Annotated in this window: 15 protein-coding genes; 2 read left to right on the forward strand and 13 right to left on the reverse strand. The window is 40.5% G+C overall.

Going from position 1 to position 17,817, the window contains the following annotated elements; translation table 11 throughout:
* Positions 1-3 precede the first annotated feature (3 nt).
* The 10 genes from ACMXD4_RS14330 to ACMXD4_RS14375 all read right to left on the reverse strand — a co-directional run bounded on the left by ACMXD4_RS14330 (position 4) and on the right by ACMXD4_RS14375 (position 12,494).
* Positions 4-618 carry a hypothetical protein gene (locus ACMXD4_RS14330; protein ID WP_415878541.1) on the reverse strand — a complete coding sequence of 205 codons (615 nt, stop codon included), beginning with the start codon at positions 616-618 and terminating at the stop codon, positions 4-6.
* 45 nt (positions 619-663) lie between these two features.
* On the reverse strand, positions 664-1,410 hold the full coding sequence (locus tag ACMXD4_RS14335) for a hypothetical protein (protein WP_415878542.1): 747 nt from the start codon (positions 1,408-1,410) through the stop codon (positions 664-666).
* 396 nt (positions 1,411-1,806) lie between these two features.
* Positions 1,807-2,085, reverse strand: coding sequence for a YceK/YidQ family lipoprotein (locus tag ACMXD4_RS14340; protein ID WP_415878543.1), 279 nt, complete (start codon positions 2,083-2,085; stop codon positions 1,807-1,809).
* Positions 2,086-2,136: 51 nt separating this feature from the next.
* A complete protein-coding gene (locus ACMXD4_RS14345) occupies positions 2,137-3,243 on the reverse strand; it encodes a phospholipase D-like domain-containing protein (RefSeq protein ID WP_415878544.1) in 1,107 nt (368 codons plus the stop codon).
* Between the two features lie 30 nt (positions 3,244-3,273).
* On the reverse strand, positions 3,274-4,230 hold the full coding sequence (locus ACMXD4_RS14350; RefSeq protein WP_415878545.1) for an HNH endonuclease: 957 nt from the start codon (positions 4,228-4,230) through the stop codon (positions 3,274-3,276).
* A complete protein-coding gene (locus ACMXD4_RS14355) occupies positions 4,227-7,289 on the reverse strand; it encodes a type I restriction endonuclease subunit R (protein ID WP_415878546.1) in 3,063 nt (1,020 codons plus the stop codon). Before ACMXD4_RS14355 ends, ACMXD4_RS14350 begins: the two co-directional genes overlap by 4 nt.
* Before the next feature lies 1 nt (position 7,290).
* Complete coding sequence (locus ACMXD4_RS14360; RefSeq protein WP_415878547.1) at positions 7,291-8,508, reverse strand: restriction endonuclease subunit S; 1,218 nt, start codon at positions 8,506-8,508, stop codon at positions 7,291-7,293.
* Complete coding sequence (locus ACMXD4_RS14365; RefSeq protein WP_415878548.1) at positions 8,501-10,003, reverse strand: type I restriction-modification system subunit M; 1,503 nt, start codon at positions 10,001-10,003, stop codon at positions 8,501-8,503. Before ACMXD4_RS14365 ends, ACMXD4_RS14360 begins: the two co-directional genes overlap by 8 nt.
* Positions 10,000-10,995, reverse strand: coding sequence for a hypothetical protein (locus ACMXD4_RS14370; RefSeq protein WP_415878549.1), 996 nt, complete (start codon positions 10,993-10,995; stop codon positions 10,000-10,002). Before ACMXD4_RS14370 ends, ACMXD4_RS14365 begins: the two co-directional genes overlap by 4 nt.
* A complete protein-coding gene (locus ACMXD4_RS14375; RefSeq protein WP_415878550.1) occupies positions 10,992-12,494 on the reverse strand; it encodes an N-6 DNA methylase in 1,503 nt (500 codons plus the stop codon). Before ACMXD4_RS14375 ends, ACMXD4_RS14370 begins: the two co-directional genes overlap by 4 nt.
* A gap of 214 nt (positions 12,495-12,708) precedes the next feature.
* Between ACMXD4_RS14375 and ACMXD4_RS14380 the strand changes: the two genes are divergently transcribed.
* A complete protein-coding gene (locus tag ACMXD4_RS14380; RefSeq protein ID WP_415878551.1) occupies positions 12,709-13,218 on the forward strand; it encodes a LexA family protein in 510 nt (169 codons plus the stop codon).
* Positions 13,219-14,499 (forward strand): Y-family DNA polymerase, encoded by a 1,281-nt coding sequence (locus ACMXD4_RS14385; protein ID WP_415878552.1) that lies wholly within the window; start codon positions 13,219-13,221, stop codon positions 14,497-14,499.
* A 171-nt stretch (positions 14,500-14,670) separates the two neighbouring features.
* Here ACMXD4_RS14385 and ACMXD4_RS14390 read toward each other — a convergent pair whose 3' ends face one another.
* The 3 genes from ACMXD4_RS14390 to ACMXD4_RS14400 all read right to left on the reverse strand — a co-directional run bounded on the left by ACMXD4_RS14390 (position 14,671) and on the right by ACMXD4_RS14400 (position 17,411).
* On the reverse strand, positions 14,671-15,849 hold the full coding sequence (locus ACMXD4_RS14390; protein WP_415878553.1) for a Shedu immune nuclease family protein: 1,179 nt from the start codon (positions 15,847-15,849) through the stop codon (positions 14,671-14,673).
* A gap of 288 nt (positions 15,850-16,137) precedes the next feature.
* Positions 16,138-16,851, reverse strand: a complete 714-nt coding sequence (locus ACMXD4_RS14395; protein WP_415878554.1) for a DUF4145 domain-containing protein — start codon at positions 16,849-16,851, stop codon at positions 16,138-16,140.
* A 398-nt stretch (positions 16,852-17,249) separates the two neighbouring features.
* On the reverse strand, positions 17,250-17,411 hold the full coding sequence (locus tag ACMXD4_RS14400; protein ID WP_415878555.1) for a hypothetical protein: 162 nt from the start codon (positions 17,409-17,411) through the stop codon (positions 17,250-17,252).
* Positions 17,412-17,817 lie beyond the last annotated feature (406 nt).

A 17,817-nucleotide genomic window follows, 5' to 3' on the forward strand; every position in this document is an offset into this window, starting at 1 on the left:
AATTTAATAGATAAATCCACTATCATCTTCGTATGGATAAGGGGAAGTTTCATCATCTGCATCATCCCAATCGGCATAAACTGATTTTGCCTTCGGCTTTACTTTGCCGCTGTTTTTATAAAAAAGACTAATTTCTTCTGTAACTGTCTTAAGTGCTGGGGCGGGATATGTCACCATTGTGGCTATATGGATCCTTCTGAACTTTCTCGTGTGTTTTTTTTCTTTGTTCTTTAGCTCTTGAACTTTGGCGTCCTTTTTCATTTTTGCATGAGAGTAGATAGGCCCCCAATCTTCTTTGTGTGCTTTATTTTTTATGGCTAATAACACTTCAACACTCGGTTGGTCTGAGCTTATATTTAAATACGATTCAACTAAAGCGGCGTTGACAAGATCGTTAATTAGGCTCTTATTTAACTTTGTTTTAGCTCTTAGGTGCTTAAAAAATTCTTTCCTAGTGGTCCCCATCGCTCTATGAACATTATGATGAACTAATTGAAAAATATCCGCTCTCAATTCGTAGAATCGGTTATCAAATATTTCTAACACATCTATCACATCATCCAAAATTTCAGATGCCTGTTCAAAGCCCCTAGGCCCACCACGATAAATTGTAATCATTACTTTGTATTAAATAAGGCGTTTACTAAGTTCATACAATAGATTTCAAATATCTTCTTCATTAAAATCATCTGTAAATACCTCTGCGTCATTTAATAGATCGTTAATAACATTGGGTAACAACTTATCCGGATTACTGTCCTTCAAGAATAAATCACGCTTCAAAAAGTCTGATACAGGCTTATTGCCTTGCCACAATGTTGGAAATGATTTTTGTAACCAATCTAATGGGTCATCATAATCATCTTGGTCAGGTAAAGTAACGATTTTAAGCTTGGGTGGGTTTTGCAAGCGGATGAGCCGAGTATAGACATCTTGAATAAATACCATTCCTTTTTCATCATTAGATGCAATTAAATAAACGACTTTTAAACCGTCTAATGGTGTCCAATCGGTATACTCTACAAAATCAAAACCATAAACAGGTGAAACGCAACATATTCCAAGTTTAGAAAATGCATTTGCTGATCGTTCGTTTTCAACAATGACCACGCGAATTGAGTCTTGTCGCGTTAGTAGTTTATTCAAACGATACAACGGAAATTTTTTAAGTCGTATATCTTTTTTTGTAAGCCACATTCCAGAATGTTTTTTATCGTTGATATACCATTCATATTCAAAAAATAAAACCCTGCGATTTTTTTCCAAGCTACCATAACACCCCACATAACCAACAACACCTCCATCCTTATTGTAATAAGAATATGTTTTTAGCAGAGGCTTATTATTATATTCATTAGGAATATCTTCGTGATTATCTGGGATGTTAATGTAATCTTCCGGTATTGTCATCGTTGTTCTAAAATATACAATTTAGACATGAATCTAAAACAAAGCTTACTATGCTTCAATTGAATAAAATAGGTTTTGCCAATCCAATCAAACTAATTGCACGATATTTTTGCTGAACAGCTCATTTTTGGTTCTGATTTCAAATTTCCGTATACCAAATCACAGCGATACGACTTCAACGCTACGTTATATTGGTATTACCAGAGAAGAGATGTTGCAGACTTACGATGACTACATGTTGTAGCGGTAAAAATAGTTGATCTTTTTACTCAGTAATAGGAACTTCATCTGACGATCAAAGTCTTATTACCGGAGATAGTAAAATGTCGGTGTGTCTGTAGCGTTAACATACAGTTGCACCGACATTTTTTTTGCTTCATGTTTTCATTTCGTCAATCAGTGAAAAATCTCCGCACTGATCGCTAACGGTAAAAACACAGAATCCATTGCAAAGCTAAAAGGCAGATCAACGAGCGGATAGCTCGGAGGTTCAGTCTTGAATTTTCTGATACTCACATTGTCGTTTTCTAACGCTGCCCAATCTAGTCTGGTTCCGCTGTAGACGAAGACGCGCTCATACAAGGGAACTTCGGCGTTTAAGCTTTTGAACGTTGCGCAGCATGGCAGCACTACGATGCAAATGGCGCTGCATATGCGTTTTTTAAATGCTATCACCGCAAGCCCCTATTCGTTTGACATATCACTCACGCCTAAGAATTAATTTTACTATTTCCCTGTGCAATGATGAATTTTAGCGATTAGAAAATCGCCAAACTCTTTTGTGATCCTCACCTTATCATTTCCCCTGTTGATTGAGCCTAAACTATATCCGCCTGCATATGTAACAGCCTTGCCAGGATATTTCTCTAAAAACTCCGCAAGAGCATCTTGACGGCGAATATTGAATTCCCACCATTTTGCTCCAAATGTTTTAGATTGGTTTTTGCCTTCCATATACCAAGGCCATCTCTCTTTCCAGCTATCCTGCTTAATCTCAGCTTCAGTTACCCTTTGCAGTCCGCCAGTGACCTTGAAATAGGAGAGTAACGATCCAGCACCAATAGCTGTTGTTATTAAAATATCCCCTTTTTTAACACCTCGTGGTGGCTTTTGTGAAAAATGAAGATTTTGATGTAGATCAGAAAAATCCATTCGGCTCTCAAGAGTAACTGGGACTTCACTTGAGCCAATTGGTTTTAAAAAGTATTGTGCCACAGTATCAGATGAACTTTGATCGGAATATACATTTTCCAGAATATCACAATATATATCTGATTTTTCAATCCATTCTGGATGGTCCCGCATATAAATATCAGCAAAAGCACTTGCCTTTTTTATTTGGCTATATGTAACATCTGGATATTCTACACCTTCAAATAAGTCAACTAATAGATCTTCAATCAGTAAAGAATCTGAAAGAGTTATTCCCCATTCATGATTATTTTGTAGCCCATTTCGTGTAAAGTTTGCTGAGCTTAATAACAGAGTACTACTAGGATTGTTAATTGAAACGTATATTTTGCCATGCAACTGGTTGTCAACATGGACTTTAACTTTTACCCTAGGATACTTTTCGTAAAAATATTCAAAAAAATCTTTTAAAACTCCTGGCTTTGTAAGTTGCTCGGGGTCTTTCGCTTTAAAAGTTGTTATCAGTTCAATTAGTTCAGTACGCGAAAAGTCAAATTCATCTAATAGATTACCGATATTAGGAGCCAAAAAAGGTGAAGCAATTATCAAGCGACTTGACTTAACGGATATGAGATTACATAATTCTTGCAGATGATTTTTATTTGTATTAGAAATAATTTTTATATCTGAAATGTTTTGCATTTTAAATGAGATTTATAACAATAATTTTAGTTAATAAAAATCATGCAGTACCCTGTGCATTTGCAAATACTGCCTATGTTGTGTTGTCAATTTATCAGTTGAAATGGCTTGATTGGAGCATTCTAATCCTAGGCACCGTATAGTCTCAGCACTTAGTCTATCTAAAATAGCTTTCCCATCGTCATCAAAAGATATGAGTCCTTTATCAAAAAGCGAGTCCCATACTACTGACAACAGTAAACCGTTATAAGGGTTGCCCTTTTGACTGGCAGTTGACTTACTCCAAGGTAATATATGTGAAGCAACAAGCAATCTACTATTTTTTAAACCGCTAACAGCACAGGTGTTATCCCAATATCGCAATTGTACATTTCGGTACTTTCCTTGATTTAATCTGTATTTAGCAATAACATCTTTCTCTTCACCATTAAATCCGTCAATAAATTCTTCAATTTCGTTTGCGGACTGAGCGACGATAGACTTTTCATTTTCAGAAAATATTGGCGCATCTGATAGTTCAGTTGCATGACTGGATTCACTTGAAGGTAAAGTAGGATATTTATATTTCGCTAACAGTGATGATAGATCTTCGTCAAATTGCATATCGCTAATATTTCTTCCATCTTGACTTGAACTGTCAGAATATTTACAGCGAACGGTATCATTACTATTAAATGACCTATTTATAATTATTGAAAGAAGCTCTTGAAGAGATAATTTAACTTTTCCAGCTTTATTTTTACTTTTCCATCCGCCTGGATTATATTCAAAACCAACCTTACCAGAATCCTGATCTTTTATTAAAACTGGATGCCATTTTAATGGTCTTAAGCTATCTTTGGCTTGATACATTACCCATGCACATCTGAATATTCTATTATCAGGATAACTCAAAGCACCCTTTATTTTCTGAAAATCAGAATCACTTACTAGTTTATCTACCAACTTCTGGTCAATTAAAAATTCCATATTTCTATAATCGCTCAATAATGCTCTTCAATATACCCATAAGCCTTAATAAAAAGCTCCTTGTCTTTACCCAATCCAAATTGAGCCAACGTCAGCAATAATGCTTTTTGGATTTCGCGTGGACCGCTATTGGATTTTTGCCAACCGTCAAAACGAGTTGCTTTAACGATCTTGTCTATCTGTTCTACGATGTCCTGAATTACTTTTGGCGTGCTATCGGGTCTAGTTTCCAGAAAGAGTTTCGTTAATGCCTGAATGTTATCTTCTTCAGTGACTACTTTTTCATCTAGCTCACGTTCCAGATGTACCGCTTGCTTTGCAGCATCCAACAAGCCTTTCAGCCAATCTATGGCTTTGATCACACCTGCTTCATAATCTTGGCGCAGTTTTTCCAAGCGTTCGCCAAGTGCAACAAACTTGGGATTTTCATGACCTCGCAAACGCCCCATCAGGTTAATTTCCAACTGTCTTGCGCGTTTCTCTTGTTCCTTTTCAGTTAAGGTGAAAACCGCATGCTCATCCATGATCAGTTCGTCAATATCATCACGAATGCGGGTTATATCGGTATTCTCGTGAATCATCTTGATCACTTCAGATCCTAGTGCCGCCCATACCAAAGCACCTGTTTGACCAATTGGTCGCACTGATTCATATATCTGCGCCAACCACTTAAAGTCTTTACGATAGGGCGCTAAAAATACGTCAGGACTAATCGCGGTCCACAGCTTATTCAACACACCAAAAGCAGCCGCAAACGCATCACGTCTTTCATTGGTTGGCAAACATTCCTGCGCGGCCATAATGCCGTCAAAACCGTCCACCGTGCGATCCACGTTGGGAAAGAATGCCAAGCACTTTTCTAGTTGCGGCGGAAACAGTTCTTTAAACGCCTCTATGCCTTCAATCACACCTTCAATTTCTTCCGGGTTATAGGCCAAAGCAGAACGTAAATTCTCAAACACACCGAGATAGTCAATGATCAAGCCCATTTCCTTACGGATGCCGTCAATTTCAAACAACCGGTTAGTGCGGCACATTGCTTGTAGCAAGGTATGATCACGGATGGGCTTATCCAGATACATGCAATAACAGATAGGTGGATCAAAACCGGTTAATAATTTCGCGGTGACGATAATCAGTTGTAACGGATGGCTTGGGTCTTTGTAATCTTCAATCAGGTCTTTTTGTTTTTGCTCATCGCCATCAAATAATTGCCAGCGTTCAAAATCAGCTTCCTGAACCGGCATGCTTAATTCTTCTTTCCAGCGCAACCAATCTTTGTTCTGTTTGCCTTTTTTATCGCCCTCAGTGGCTTTAATAGGCGCTTGGTCAATATTCATGACCACTTCTACCGCATCAAAACCTAGCCGATTGCCCAATAAGTAATACATCTGCACACAGGCTTCGCGGTCATAGACCACCACCATGCCTTTCATTTTTTTGGGCTTAACATGGCTGGCAAAGTGCTCGGCAATATCCGCGCTTATGGCCTCCATGCGTTTGGGTGCTTTCAGTAAAATCGCAAGCTTGCCTGCCCGTTTTGAAAGCGCCGCTTTTTCATCCTCATCCAGATTATTTTCTGCAACCAGTCGCTGAAACTCTTCGTCAATCGCTGCTTGATCAACACGTAACTCAGCTAAGCGCGGTTCAAACTTAACCGGATTGGTCGCACCGTCACGAATAGACTGCTTATAACTGTAGCGATTCATGTAACGGCCTTCATCTTCATCCGCACCGAACAGCTTGAAGGTATTGCGTTCCAGGCTGGAGATAGGCGTACCGGTTAAACCGTAAAAGTGCGCATTCGGTAAAGCCCAGCGCATTTTGTCGCCTAACGAGCCTTCTTGAGTGCGATGCGCCTCATCCACTAACACGATGATATTGTCTCGTGCGTTCAAACCGTTGTGATCCTTGGTGTCAATTTCAACGTCTTTAAACTTAAAGATAGTGGTGATCAAAATGCCGCGACTATCTTGTTCAATCAGTTGCCCCAGCTTTTTACAGCTGCGCACTTTGATCAGATTTTTTACATCAGCACCGCCAAAGGTTTCGTTGATTTGCGAATCCAAATCACGACGATCCACTACGACCAATACCGTCGGATTTTTAAGTTCGTTATCCGCACGTAACATACGTGCGGCATATAGCATCAACAGCGATTTTCCTGAACCTTGAAAATGCCAAATCAGTCCTTTACGCGGATAACCGGCTATAACCCTATCAACAATCTGTTTGGCCGCTTCAAATTGCGGATAGCGCGGTAATATCTTGCTGCGTTTTGGCGGAGAGTTCTTACCAGTTTTGATTGTGGAAAACAGTGCGAATGAATGAAGCAGCTGCAATAAGGTATGTGGATTCAACAAGCCTTCGGCACTGTCTAGCACTGCCGCCAAGGTTAAGGGAATCTCATCGCGTTGACTGGTTTTATGCCACGGCCCCCAGTCTTTAACGCTTGCGTTGATCGCACCATAAGCAAAGGTTTTGCCTTCACTGGCAAAGCACAATAAATTCGGTACAAAGAACGACTCAACATTTTTCCAGTAGTGCTTTTGGCCGCCCATAAAATCGGCTGCGCCATCCTGCCAGCTAATAGAAGGTCGTGTAGCCGATTTGACTTCACCGACCACTAACGGAATGCCATTCACATACAGCACAATGTCAAAATACACTTCAGTGGCGGCAAGGAAATGAACCTGCTGTGACACCACAAAGTGGTTGTTTTCAATCTGGTTAAAGTCAATCAGGTTGATGGTGACATGATCGCCATCTTGACCAAACGGCAACGTTTTTTCTGCCATCAGCCATTCGTTAAAACTTTCATTGGCTTTAACCAGGCCGGTATGTCTGGCTTCTAAAATGACACCGCGTAGCTTATAAATAACTTCATCGGCATAATCGGGATTGGCGGCAATATCAGGATTTAACGAACACAAAGCTACTTTTAGCCATTCATCAACGAATATATCGTTGACCTGTTTCGGCAAAGCATCACCGTGACAGTAATTCCACTTTACATCGCTTAATTGTTTTAAGCGGTCAATAATTCCATTTTCGGTGACGGTTTGTTCGTTAAACACATTACATCCTAAAATTTGAATTTATATAAGATTTCATTAAATCACCTGCGCATGATATAAAGCTACTATCTATTACTCTTTTAGAATTGAGAATATATTGAACTATTTTTTCTTGCTCAACTAGGCTAGGCCATGGAACAGGTATGTTCTTAAGGTCAGTACCAGTAATACCTGATGCCGCTACTGTTTGAATTATTTTTTTCATATTCCATCTTCCGATGGCAGATCTAAAATATATATTATAGAATTCAGGTATTGCTTTATCTCTGTTAAGGGTAACTCGGATAACGGATGATTCAAATGAGACTGCGCTATCTCTGCCCTGATAAATGCAACACAACCCCGCACCATCTGTAGTTAAAGAACGACGAGCAAACAAAAGATCGTCCTTTTTTAGAGTAAATTTTTCTATTTCTTTTTCGTCTAGTTCAACCAATTGCATTTCATTTTTAGAATCACTTAATGATTCCGAATGAAACATATCCATCATGTGTACCATGGGCAGCCCTGATCCATAATAATCTTTTCCTTTGTATAGCCCATTCTGAGTTCCTGCTGACGACATTAAATTACCAAAAGGGACTAATTCCCAGTTTTCCGGAATATTGCCATATTTAGTTAATACAGATTTTGTATTCGCAATACCTGTTTCAAAAAACTTCCTCTCAATTATTCTTGTAAACTGTTCTGAATAACCGCTTAAGGAATGTCTGGTTTTTTCTATGAAATCAATTTTACAAAATATTTTTGTAAAAATAACTTGAGTTTTGATAGGAGGTAGAGCAAATTCTTGCCGCTCTAATGCTTTCCATTTAATCGTAGGCGATAATGATCCTTCTGATATAGCAATAGCCCGATTCATAAACACATCTGACAGCATAAAAAATGGCAAGAATTCAGGTATTACAGTTTTTGGATTGGCTTCCAACACCATAGCATGTGCCGAACAAATACAATCCCAATCCGCCACACCTAATTTACGTTGATACGCTCGACGTTTACCAAAAATGATTTGGCCCTTTTTAACTAGCAGCTTTTGACCTTCAACATCGCTGGGTACACCGTGCCGCTTGATTCGCAGGCTATCCGGGTCTAAGTGCTCAAGCCCAACATAGATATTTAAATCGGTTTCACTGGGTTCTACGCGCTTGGAAATATGCCTTGCCATATCTCCAAACTTCACCATACGCCAACCTTCAGGTAATTGCTTTTCAGACATTAGTTTCAACCTCACTAATGTCATAGCCAAGTTCAGCGAGGCTGTTAAATAATTCAGTGGTTTGTTTCTTTAATTTCACACGGCTGATTTTCCAGTTCTCAATGGCATGCTCAATGTTTTGCGCTTCATCACCGCTATCGTTTTGCACATACAGCGGAATAGACAGGTTATGCTGATTAGCGCGAATATCCTCTATTGCCACCAATGCCGCGATAGTAGGCTGTTTATCAGGCTCAAAGTACGCTTCAGTTAGAACGCTTAGATTTTCATCCGATAAGCGACTATGCGCACGTTCACGGGTGACGTGTTCCACACCGTTGATAAATAGAATTTTGTTTTTGCGTTGTGCAGGTTTATTGCGTCGCAGAACCACGACGCACGATTCCATCGGAGAGTTGTAAAACAAGTTGGGTCCTAAACCGATGACCGCTTCAATCAAATCCGCTTCAATGATTTGCTTACGAATCCCTTGCTCGGAATCTCTAAACAATACGCCATGTGGCCACAGCATGGCAGCACGACCGGTTTTAGGATTTAAACTTTTGATGATGTGGGTATAAAACGCATAATCCGCACAACCTTGCGGCGGCACACCATACAGATTGCGACCATAAGGATCAGCGGAAAACTTATCGCGGTTCCATTTTTTGATGGAGTAAGGCGGATTGGCAAAAATGACATCAAACTGTTTGAGTTGATCGTTTTCAATAAATTTGGGTTCACTGAGCGTATCGCCGCGCAGCACTTCAAATTCTTCAATGTCGTGCAAGAACATGTTCATGCGGGCAATCGCGGAGGTCAGCAGATTGACCTCTTGCCCATAAAGCTTAACGCTACGCCATTCTTGGTTTTGATTGCGCAGTTCCATCACGCCATTCAACAACATGCCGCCTGTGCCGCAAGTGGGATCGTAGGCGGTTTCACCGGGTTGCAATTCCATAATGCGCGTCATCAAATGGACAACTGTGCGGTTGGTGTAAAACTCGGCGGCGGTATGGCCGGAATCGTCGGCAAATTTTTTAATCAAGAACTCGTAAGCTTCGCCAAGATCATCTTGATTGACGGTGTTGATGCCTAACGGAATTTTGCTGAAATGTTGAATCAGATCAGCTAACAGATGATCCGGCAGACGCTCTTTGTTAGTCCACTGCGCATCACCAAATACACCATGCAAGCGTTCGTTGCTGGATTCAATTAAACGCAACGCGGTTTGAATGGCTTCACCGATATTTTTAGTGGTATTACGTACCACCTCCCAACGTGCTTCCTCTGGAATGTAAAAGCGGTGAAACATCGGCATCGCAGCATATTCAACATCACCTTCATGAATTTGCAGTGCCTCGTTGTATTCTTCTAAATAGACATCCGACAGGCGCTTATAAAACAGCAATGGAAAAATGTACTGTTTGTAATCGGAGGCATCTATTTGACCGCGTAAATATTCCGCCGCGCCCCAAAGGAGGTCTTCTAGTTTCTTTTTGTTTAGGGTGCTCATTTATTAAGAGCCTTTAGTCGTTCATCCAATCGCCAAACAAATTCTATTACAGAAATTCCGCCACCATCCTCTTCATTATTATTCTCTGATTTAGGGGGTATATCTTTGGGTGGAAAATTGTCATCATCTGATAAGTAAACTTCATTACTAACCAAAATATCTGATTGAATGCTTAAGCTATGCCCATAGTGTAGGCAACCAAAACCACGTGGTGCTATTGCTGGTTTCGAGTTTGTAGACGCTTTTCTCATGTAAGATGTTAGTTTTTTAGCCGTCTCATTTAGTAAATCATTTACGACACGATTCCAGCCGATCTCATTACATGCTGCATTTACAAACTCCTTACCAGCATCTCCAAGCAGAAAATGGAATATTTCTTTAATGAAGCATTCATGATTACTTAAAGGATAAGTTGGTTGCGCAGTGATTGCCAAAGTTTCATCTGATAACCAATGAGCCAAATAATATGGAAGTTTTAACCTGGAATTTGATTTCCTGATTAATAAATACTTGGTTGCAGAGTGAAGATCTGAACCTCTAATTTTACGTTTTTCACCATTTAATGCTATACCAGATCTAACATATTCAAATTTAGGCCATTTTTCATATAACTTATGTTGATTATTATTGTCTGGTTCAACAGGAAAGCTTTCAAACATTTTTGCTTGATATAGCAAAGCCATTTTTGATTCATCTATTCCATCAGTGATAGTGCTAACGAATAATACATCCCCAAGTTCTATGCTCTTTTGTTTTATTATTCCACTAAATGAAACTTTTGGCGTTTGATGTATAAATACTCCGCCAGCAGTTAAGTTATATCCGCCAACATTTAGACGCAATCTATTAACAGCTTTTGGAATCTCATAAGTTAGTTGTGCAACAATACTCGGTTCATCTTTACCATTATGAATTGAATTTTCAATCGCATTACGTAACGCCCTTAATAAATCATCAGAAACTTCATTTGTTACATAGTGCAACATACTCATATTTCAAAACCTTCCTTGATGAGTAGGCCTTCAAGCTCTTGCTCTGCTTGTTCTAAAGCAGCCAGTTTATTCTTAAAATCCAACAAGGCTTGTTCCACGGTGATGGTTTCTTCTTCTAACGGTTTTTGCACGTAACGTGCAATGTTTAAGTTAAAGTCGTTTTCTTCAATTTCAGATAGATTGACCCAACGTGCGACACCTTCAATTTCCTTGGCATTCTGCGGTCCAGCTTGTTCTTGGCTTTGGTAGATTTGATAAATCTCGTCCGCTTGCGCAACCGATAAGGTGTTTTGCGCACGACCTTTGGTAAAGATTTCTTCGGCGTTAATGATCAGCACATGGCTTTGATGATCATCAGGACGCTGTTTTCTGAGTACCAAAATGCAAGCGGGAATACCGGTGCCGTAGAATAAATTGGTAGCAACGCCAATAATTGCCTCAATACGATTTTGTTCCAGTAATTGTTTGCGAATACGGCCTTCAGCACCACCACGGAATAACACACCATGCGGTAATACCACTGCCATGCGACCGTTATCGTTTAACGAGGCAAACATGTGCTGCACCCAAGCAAAGTCGCCATTGGTTTGCGGCGCTAAACCAAATTGTTTACGTCCATAAGGATCGTTTTGCCAAAGTTCATAACCCCATTCGCTTAAACTGAAAGGCGGATTTGCAATTACATTGTCAAAGGTTTCTAAATGATCGCCTTTGATGAACTTTGGATGACGTAAGGTATCGCCACGCACAATGTCAAAATCCTCCATGCCGTGTAGAAACAAGTTCATACGCGCAATGGCTTCGGTGGTGAGATTTTTTTCTTGGCCTTTGATTTTTAACAAGCGAGGATCGCCACCATGTTCTTTAACGTGATGGATGGTTTCCAGCAACATGCCACCTGTACCGCAAGCAGGATCGTAAACGCTTTCACCGGCTTTGGGATCAAGGATATTGACCATTAAACGTACGATGGTGCGAGGTGTATAAAACTCACCGGCTTTTTTATTGGCTTTATCGGCAAAGCGTTTGATCAGGTATTCATAAGCGCGACCCATGTCATCATCGCGCACACTGGATACACCTAGATTTACTTTATTGAAATGATTTAACAGAGTGCCGAGCAATTCATCAGACAAACGTTCTTTGTTGGTCCAACCCGCGTCGCCAAAAATACCGTGCAAGCGTTCATTAGCCAGTTCTATACCGCGAAATGCTTCTTTAAGTGCCTGACCAACATCTTTAGTTTTATTGAAAACCTGTTGCCAATGGCATTGTTCCGGAATTTGAATGCGGTGAAACATGTCGCCTTTAGCCAGCTCTGCGTCACCGATTTGTTCTAACGCTTCTGCAAATTCTTCGTCGTAGACGTCGCAAATTCGTTTGAAGAATAAGATTGGGAAGATATAGGTTTTATAGTCTGAGGCGTCAATTGGGCCGGTAAGAATATGCGCGGCATGCCAAAGATGGGCTTCTAAGTCCTTTAAAGTGATGAGTGTCATTTAGCATCCAATACTGCTTTACCTGGATAAAGCATTGTTTACAGTCGTCCAGTTGGTGAAAAAGATAGCAGTATCAGCGATCTTGTACCGGAAAAATGCTGAGCATCTTACCAGTTATAAATGCTTTGCAACAAAGCAGAACAAATTGAGAACATGCTGAGTTTTACGGTACACTGCTGGCCCTCGTCAGAACCACGAATTTGGGATGCAAAACATGGGTGTCATTTCCTTATCAAGCTATCAACCTCGTAATGCCAAACCGTTGAATGTTACTGCGTTATGGTCTGACGATCTGGAATTGCCGATTCTGGAACCGCAACAGCAACTGAGTACGCTTGAACTGCCACTGTTTACCTCCAAGGTGCCTGCGGGTTTTCCATCTCCTGCTGACGATCATTTGGAAGCGACGATAGACCTCAATCAGCATTGCATCAGTAATCCACCTGCCACCTTCTTCGTCAGAGTAAAAGGCCACTCCATGACCGGTGCCGGTATCAACGATGGTGATATGTTGGTGGTAGATCGTTCATTACGTCCGAATAACAATAGCATTGTAGTTGCAGTGATAGACGGTGAAGTGACCGTTAAAGCGTTGGATACATCTACTGATGAAATTTGGTTGCGATCAAAAAATCCAGACTATCCCGATTTCCAAATCAAAGAAGGCATGGAGTTGCATATTTGGGGTGTGGTCAAAAACGTGATTCGTTCACTACCGGTTTAGATGAGTCCAGCGCCCATATTCGCGATTGCAGATTGCAACAATTTTTACGCAAGCTGTGAAAGAGTCTTTCAGCCAAAATTGAATGGCAAACCGGTCGTAGTGCTATCCAATAACGATGGTTGCGTGATTGCCAGAAGTAACGAGGCCAAAGCCCTTGGTATCAAAATGGGTGCGCCTTACTTCAAGATTGAGCAGTATGCCAAGCAGGAAGGCATCGCGGTATTTTCTAGCAACTATGCGTTATACGGCGACATGAGTCAGCGTGTGATGCAAATATTGGCTAGCTTTGCACCGCGCTCAGAAGTGTATTCTATTGACGAGTGCTTTTTGGATTTTACCGGTCTACCGCAGAACCTGACGGAGTACAGCTTAGAGGTTTGTACTGTCGTTAAGCAATGGACTGGCATTCCGATTTCTATTGGGATTGCACCGACAAAAACACTGGCAAAACTCGCTAATCGTTTAGCGAAGAACGGTCATTCTCATATGGGACCGGTTTTAGATTGGCGCACCATTGCAGATACTGATGCGGTTTTAAAAACCATTGCACTGGATGATCTTTGGGGTATTTCCAGACGTTGGAAAGATAAGCTTAATCAAATCGGTATTCATCATGCGTTAGCGCTTAAGCAGTCTGATCCAAAATATCTACGTCAGCATTTTGGTGTGGTGATGGAACGCATTGTGACGGAGTTGAAAGGTATTTCCTGTATTGCTTTGGAAGAAATGCCCACACCGAAAAAACAGATTCTTACTTCGCGCAGCTTTGGTGAACGATTGAGTGACTACGATGATTTACGCGCAGCAGTCACACACTTTGCCACACGCTCTGCGGAAAAATGCCGACAACAGCAATTGACCACGCAGGTATTATCGGTTTTTATTCATACGAGTCCGTTTGATACCGCTAATCCGCAATATGCCAACAGTGCGACCATTGAGTTTGATCGTCCTACCAGTAATACCTCACAGTTGATTGCAGCGGCTCAACAAGGTTTAAAGCGGATTTTTAGACGTGGTTTTTCCTATCAACGTGCCGGTATTTTATTGCCGGACTTATGGTCAGCCAATGTTGCGCAAATATCTTTGTTTGATAGCGGCGAAAGTAATCTGCGATCTGATCAACTGATGACCGCACTGGACGACATTAACCGCAAGCATGGCAAACGCAGTATCCGCTATGCGAGTGAGATTCTAAGTAAGCGATGGCAAATGCGACAGCAATTCAAATCACCTTCTTACACCACCAATATCAAGGAATTACTGACGATTCAGATTTGAATAGTAAACGTTTGGTGTTAGGTGTTATCGGCCACAAGCCCCCAGACGAAACAAAAGTTTCAATGGCAAATGTCCGGCCAAAAGCAGGCGTAGGGTATGGTGGGTTTACGAACCGCACCAATCGAGATAGATGCGGTGCACGCTGTTTAACTCATTCTACCGGGCTGGTTGTTAAGCCGGCGCTTTACTCCAAGATAAATTAAATAGAGATGCAAGGGTTTCGGCTTTTTTGAAGAGTTCGTCATAAGTGACAATCTCAACGTCTTTCAAATTTGTTCTAAACAATTCAAATGAGTTCTTTTTTTCACTTGTATCTAGCTCTTTCTCAGCGTTACCCATTATCACAATGCATTTTGGGCTAAACATTTCAAGATTGTGCTCGGATACTGCAACTAAATTCTTTATCAAAGTTCTTCTGTAATTTAGCACCTGAAGAACAGAGCCGGACATTTCCTTAGATGGGTTATGGACGCCGTTTCTATATGGTTTCTTAGACAGTAATTGTGTCTCTGGTGTTTTAATTTCTACCAATAATGCATCATTCGACAAATCACTCGCATATAAAAAATCAACGAATTTAGCATCTTTTCCTTCAATATTCATACCGCCAACATATGCCTTATCTTGAATAAAGACAACAGGGACTGAAAATACTTGGGATAATATATACGGATTTTCATTGAATATTACCTGCCAGTATTCTTCGTTGTCATTAGTCTTATTCGCATGCCACTTTCTAATTACCTCAATAATCCTACCAGCAGAATGCCCCATCCAGACCACTTCTTCCAAAGACTCCTTAAACACGACCATTGATCTACATCTTTCAGATGCTCTCATTGCCCAAGCTGCTTTCCGAGCATCATTCTCTTCTATAGCCTCTGCCACTATGCTAGTAAACATTGCTGATAAATATGCCCACCATTCGAGTGATTCTTTATGATCATTCAATCGAGAAAACACTTCTTCAGCATCGCTTTCTGAATTTATGCCCAAGCTTTTTAGTAATTCAGATTTCTCTAGTACGTTATTGGAAAGGGTGTGGTTATTTTGGATAAGCTCTTCAACGTTATCTGGGTTATTTTGTAATTCTTCTACAAAAATAAGTCTCGAAAACCAACCAAGACCGTGCTTTGTTAAGTGTCCGGTACTTTTGAGCGGATTAGCGGATACTTTCAAAAAGTTTTCAGGAAAAATAAACTGGTCGCCTTTTTCTACCTTTATTCCGTGACCATTGTCACCAGGCTCTCTTAATTTGATTTTCCTATCACAACCGGGGCAAGTCCTTATCACATAGGGGCTTGATAGATCTTCAATATCAACTAGAGTTTCGCAGGCCTTGCAGATCATTATTCTAAATCTTGAAGTGGTCTAACACTAACTTAAAGGAAAAAACGTAGTCGGCATACAAACGAATAAGTATGCTTCGGGTATTAAATTTGCAGAGAAACCAAACTGAAACATGGCGACAGAATGCAAATGATGCCCGCTATATGGAACCGTCGCCCTTCCAGTTTCGTGCCTGCGGGCAGCGGCATCTTTGTAATGAAACGAAGGAGGTGTAACATAAATAATGATCTCAAGAGTGCTAACACTTAAATCAGCCGGCGCGTCAATAATCGGCTGCACTTACTTGTTTTAAGTTCTTTTTGGAGTTGCTTGTCTAATTTCATTGATAACATCCCCAAATTTTTCGATACCAATTAATTGCTCAATAATTTGCAAACAAATTTTTACATGATTATTGTCGGGTTTATATCCCCTATGTGCTGACGCATTGCCTGCATCAACGACTACCTCAAGCAAGGCATGCTGATCGGCATTTATGATCTTCGCATTTAATAGGGTATTAAGTTTTTTCGCAAATCCTCCAATATCACCAATCTTATCTAAAGCGAATTTGTCGATAATTGCTCTAATGCCCATCATCGCTAAAGAATTTAGCCCAAGTGCCGCCGCTTGATACACTTCCCAAAATAAGACCATATAGGTTTCTTCAAGATCATGTGTCCATTGTGGAAAGGGTTCCTTCAAGAAACCTGGGTAAATATGACTGTGGACGAGATTGCCTGATTTAGACACTCCGTTTATTTTCACCTCTTCTGCAATACATTTGGCTTCTTCAGGTGAAGTTGTCTGCGTCCAATATTCGTCAACAAAAAGTGACGGAGCTGAACATTTTTTGCACTTTGTAAAGGAATATGAATCGTAGAATACAGCCCATACCCGCTGATTAACTTTTCCGTCTTCCTTCTTTGAAAACATCTCCACGATACGGGGGAAGAATTCTAATGCTACTCTCTCTTGCGGTGTGTCATGACCACAGTTCCAACAATTTTTCCAAAATTCCATGTAACTCACTAAACAAAAGATTCATAGCGCACTGAATAACCCGACTGAGCCGCATCGCGGCGAATAACGGAGTCAATGCAGTTGTTAGGTTTACCCATATATTTTATCGGTGACAGTTAGTTATGTCAGGTAATGATCTAGATGCCGCCATTGAATCACATCGGGTGATAGGCCGCAACGGCTCGGAATTTGTCTGTCAGCTGCTTTTGCAGATAGACAGTACATAAACCATAGTAGTCTTTTTTAGCTGAGCCATCCAAAAAGACGAAGTTTAGATTCTCCCACCAGTATTTTGAGCCACAGACACAAAAAAAGCCCCTACAGTCATCAACTGTAGAGGCTATAGAATGTTGCGGCTAGGAGGAGCCGCGAAATACAACGAGGAAGTTACATAAAAACTAAATACGAGCAGGCATCGCCACATTCAAGTTACTGGCTAGCGATGCGGCACCAAACAACAGCGTGGAGAGGATGAATTGACCGGACATAAAGCTCAGTACACCGGTTACAAAAAACAATCCGGTTGTTACGTCTTTGTATAAGTTTTTTGGAGTATTCATCTATTTCACCTTGTCTATGTTTGGTCGTTTTTTAAGTACGGTTTAATTATAAACCTATTCATATAATAAACAATAAGGCGGTTATTACATGATTTGTTTCCATTATTGAAACAATTGACTACTTCTTTTGCGATAACCTGCGCAGCATTAAAATGATTCCATGCCTATACTGAATGACTTGTGCCGTTATTGTTTTTATATAAAAATCAAAGGATGCGTAATATCAAGTAGGAAAAATCCAGCGCGAGACTGCAATCAGGTATTGAATGTATGCAAACAACGAGTCTCGAGCTCGAGACTCGTAAATCACTATGTTTCGCGCAACCCTATACCATGCAAGTAATTATTAAGTTCACTTTTCTATTAGGATTCTATATAGCTTTCTGAACTTAATAACCAAGATGCT

Source organism: Methylomonas sp. TEB (assembly GCF_047777895.1).
In the GTDB taxonomy this organism is placed as follows: Bacteria; Pseudomonadota; Gammaproteobacteria; order Methylococcales; family Methylomonadaceae; genus Methylomonas.

Excerpts from the sequence above, each read along its gene's own strand:
- ACMXD4_RS14370 (WP_415878549.1), bottom strand. The coding sequence starts at position 10,995 with ATGAGTATGTTGCACTATGTAACAAATGAAGTTTCTGATGATTTATTA.
- ACMXD4_RS14345 (WP_415878544.1), bottom strand. The coding sequence starts at position 3,243 with ATGCAAAACATTTCAGATATAAAAATTATTTCTAATACAAATAAAAAT.
- ACMXD4_RS14395 (WP_415878554.1), bottom strand. The coding sequence starts at position 16,851 with ATGGAATTTTGGAAAAATTGTTGGAACTGTGGTCATGACACACCGCAA.
- ACMXD4_RS14375 (WP_415878550.1), bottom strand. The coding sequence starts at position 12,494 with ATGACACTCATCACTTTAAAGGACTTAGAAGCCCATCTTTGGCATGCC.
- ACMXD4_RS14330 (WP_415878541.1), bottom strand. The coding sequence starts at position 618 with ATGATTACAATTTATCGTGGTGGGCCTAGGGGCTTTGAACAGGCATCT.
- ACMXD4_RS14400 (WP_415878555.1), bottom strand. The coding sequence starts at position 17,411 with ATGAATACTCCAAAAAACTTATACAAAGACGTAACAACCGGATTGTTT.
- ACMXD4_RS14380 (WP_415878551.1), top strand. The coding sequence starts at position 12,709 with ATGGGTGTCATTTCCTTATCAAGCTATCAACCTCGTAATGCCAAACCG.
- ACMXD4_RS14390 (WP_415878553.1), bottom strand. The coding sequence starts at position 15,849 with ATGATCTGCAAGGCCTGCGAAACTCTAGTTGATATTGAAGATCTATCA.
- ACMXD4_RS14385 (WP_415878552.1), top strand. The coding sequence starts at position 13,219 with ATGAGTCCAGCGCCCATATTCGCGATTGCAGATTGCAACAATTTTTAC.
- ACMXD4_RS14365 (WP_415878548.1), bottom strand. The coding sequence starts at position 10,003 with ATGAGCACCCTAAACAAAAAGAAACTAGAAGACCTCCTTTGGGGCGCG.
- ACMXD4_RS14335 (WP_415878542.1), bottom strand. The coding sequence starts at position 1,410 with ATGACAATACCGGAAGATTACATTAACATCCCAGATAATCACGAAGAT.
- ACMXD4_RS14360 (WP_415878547.1), bottom strand. The coding sequence starts at position 8,508 with ATGTCTGAAAAGCAATTACCTGAAGGTTGGCGTATGGTGAAGTTTGGA.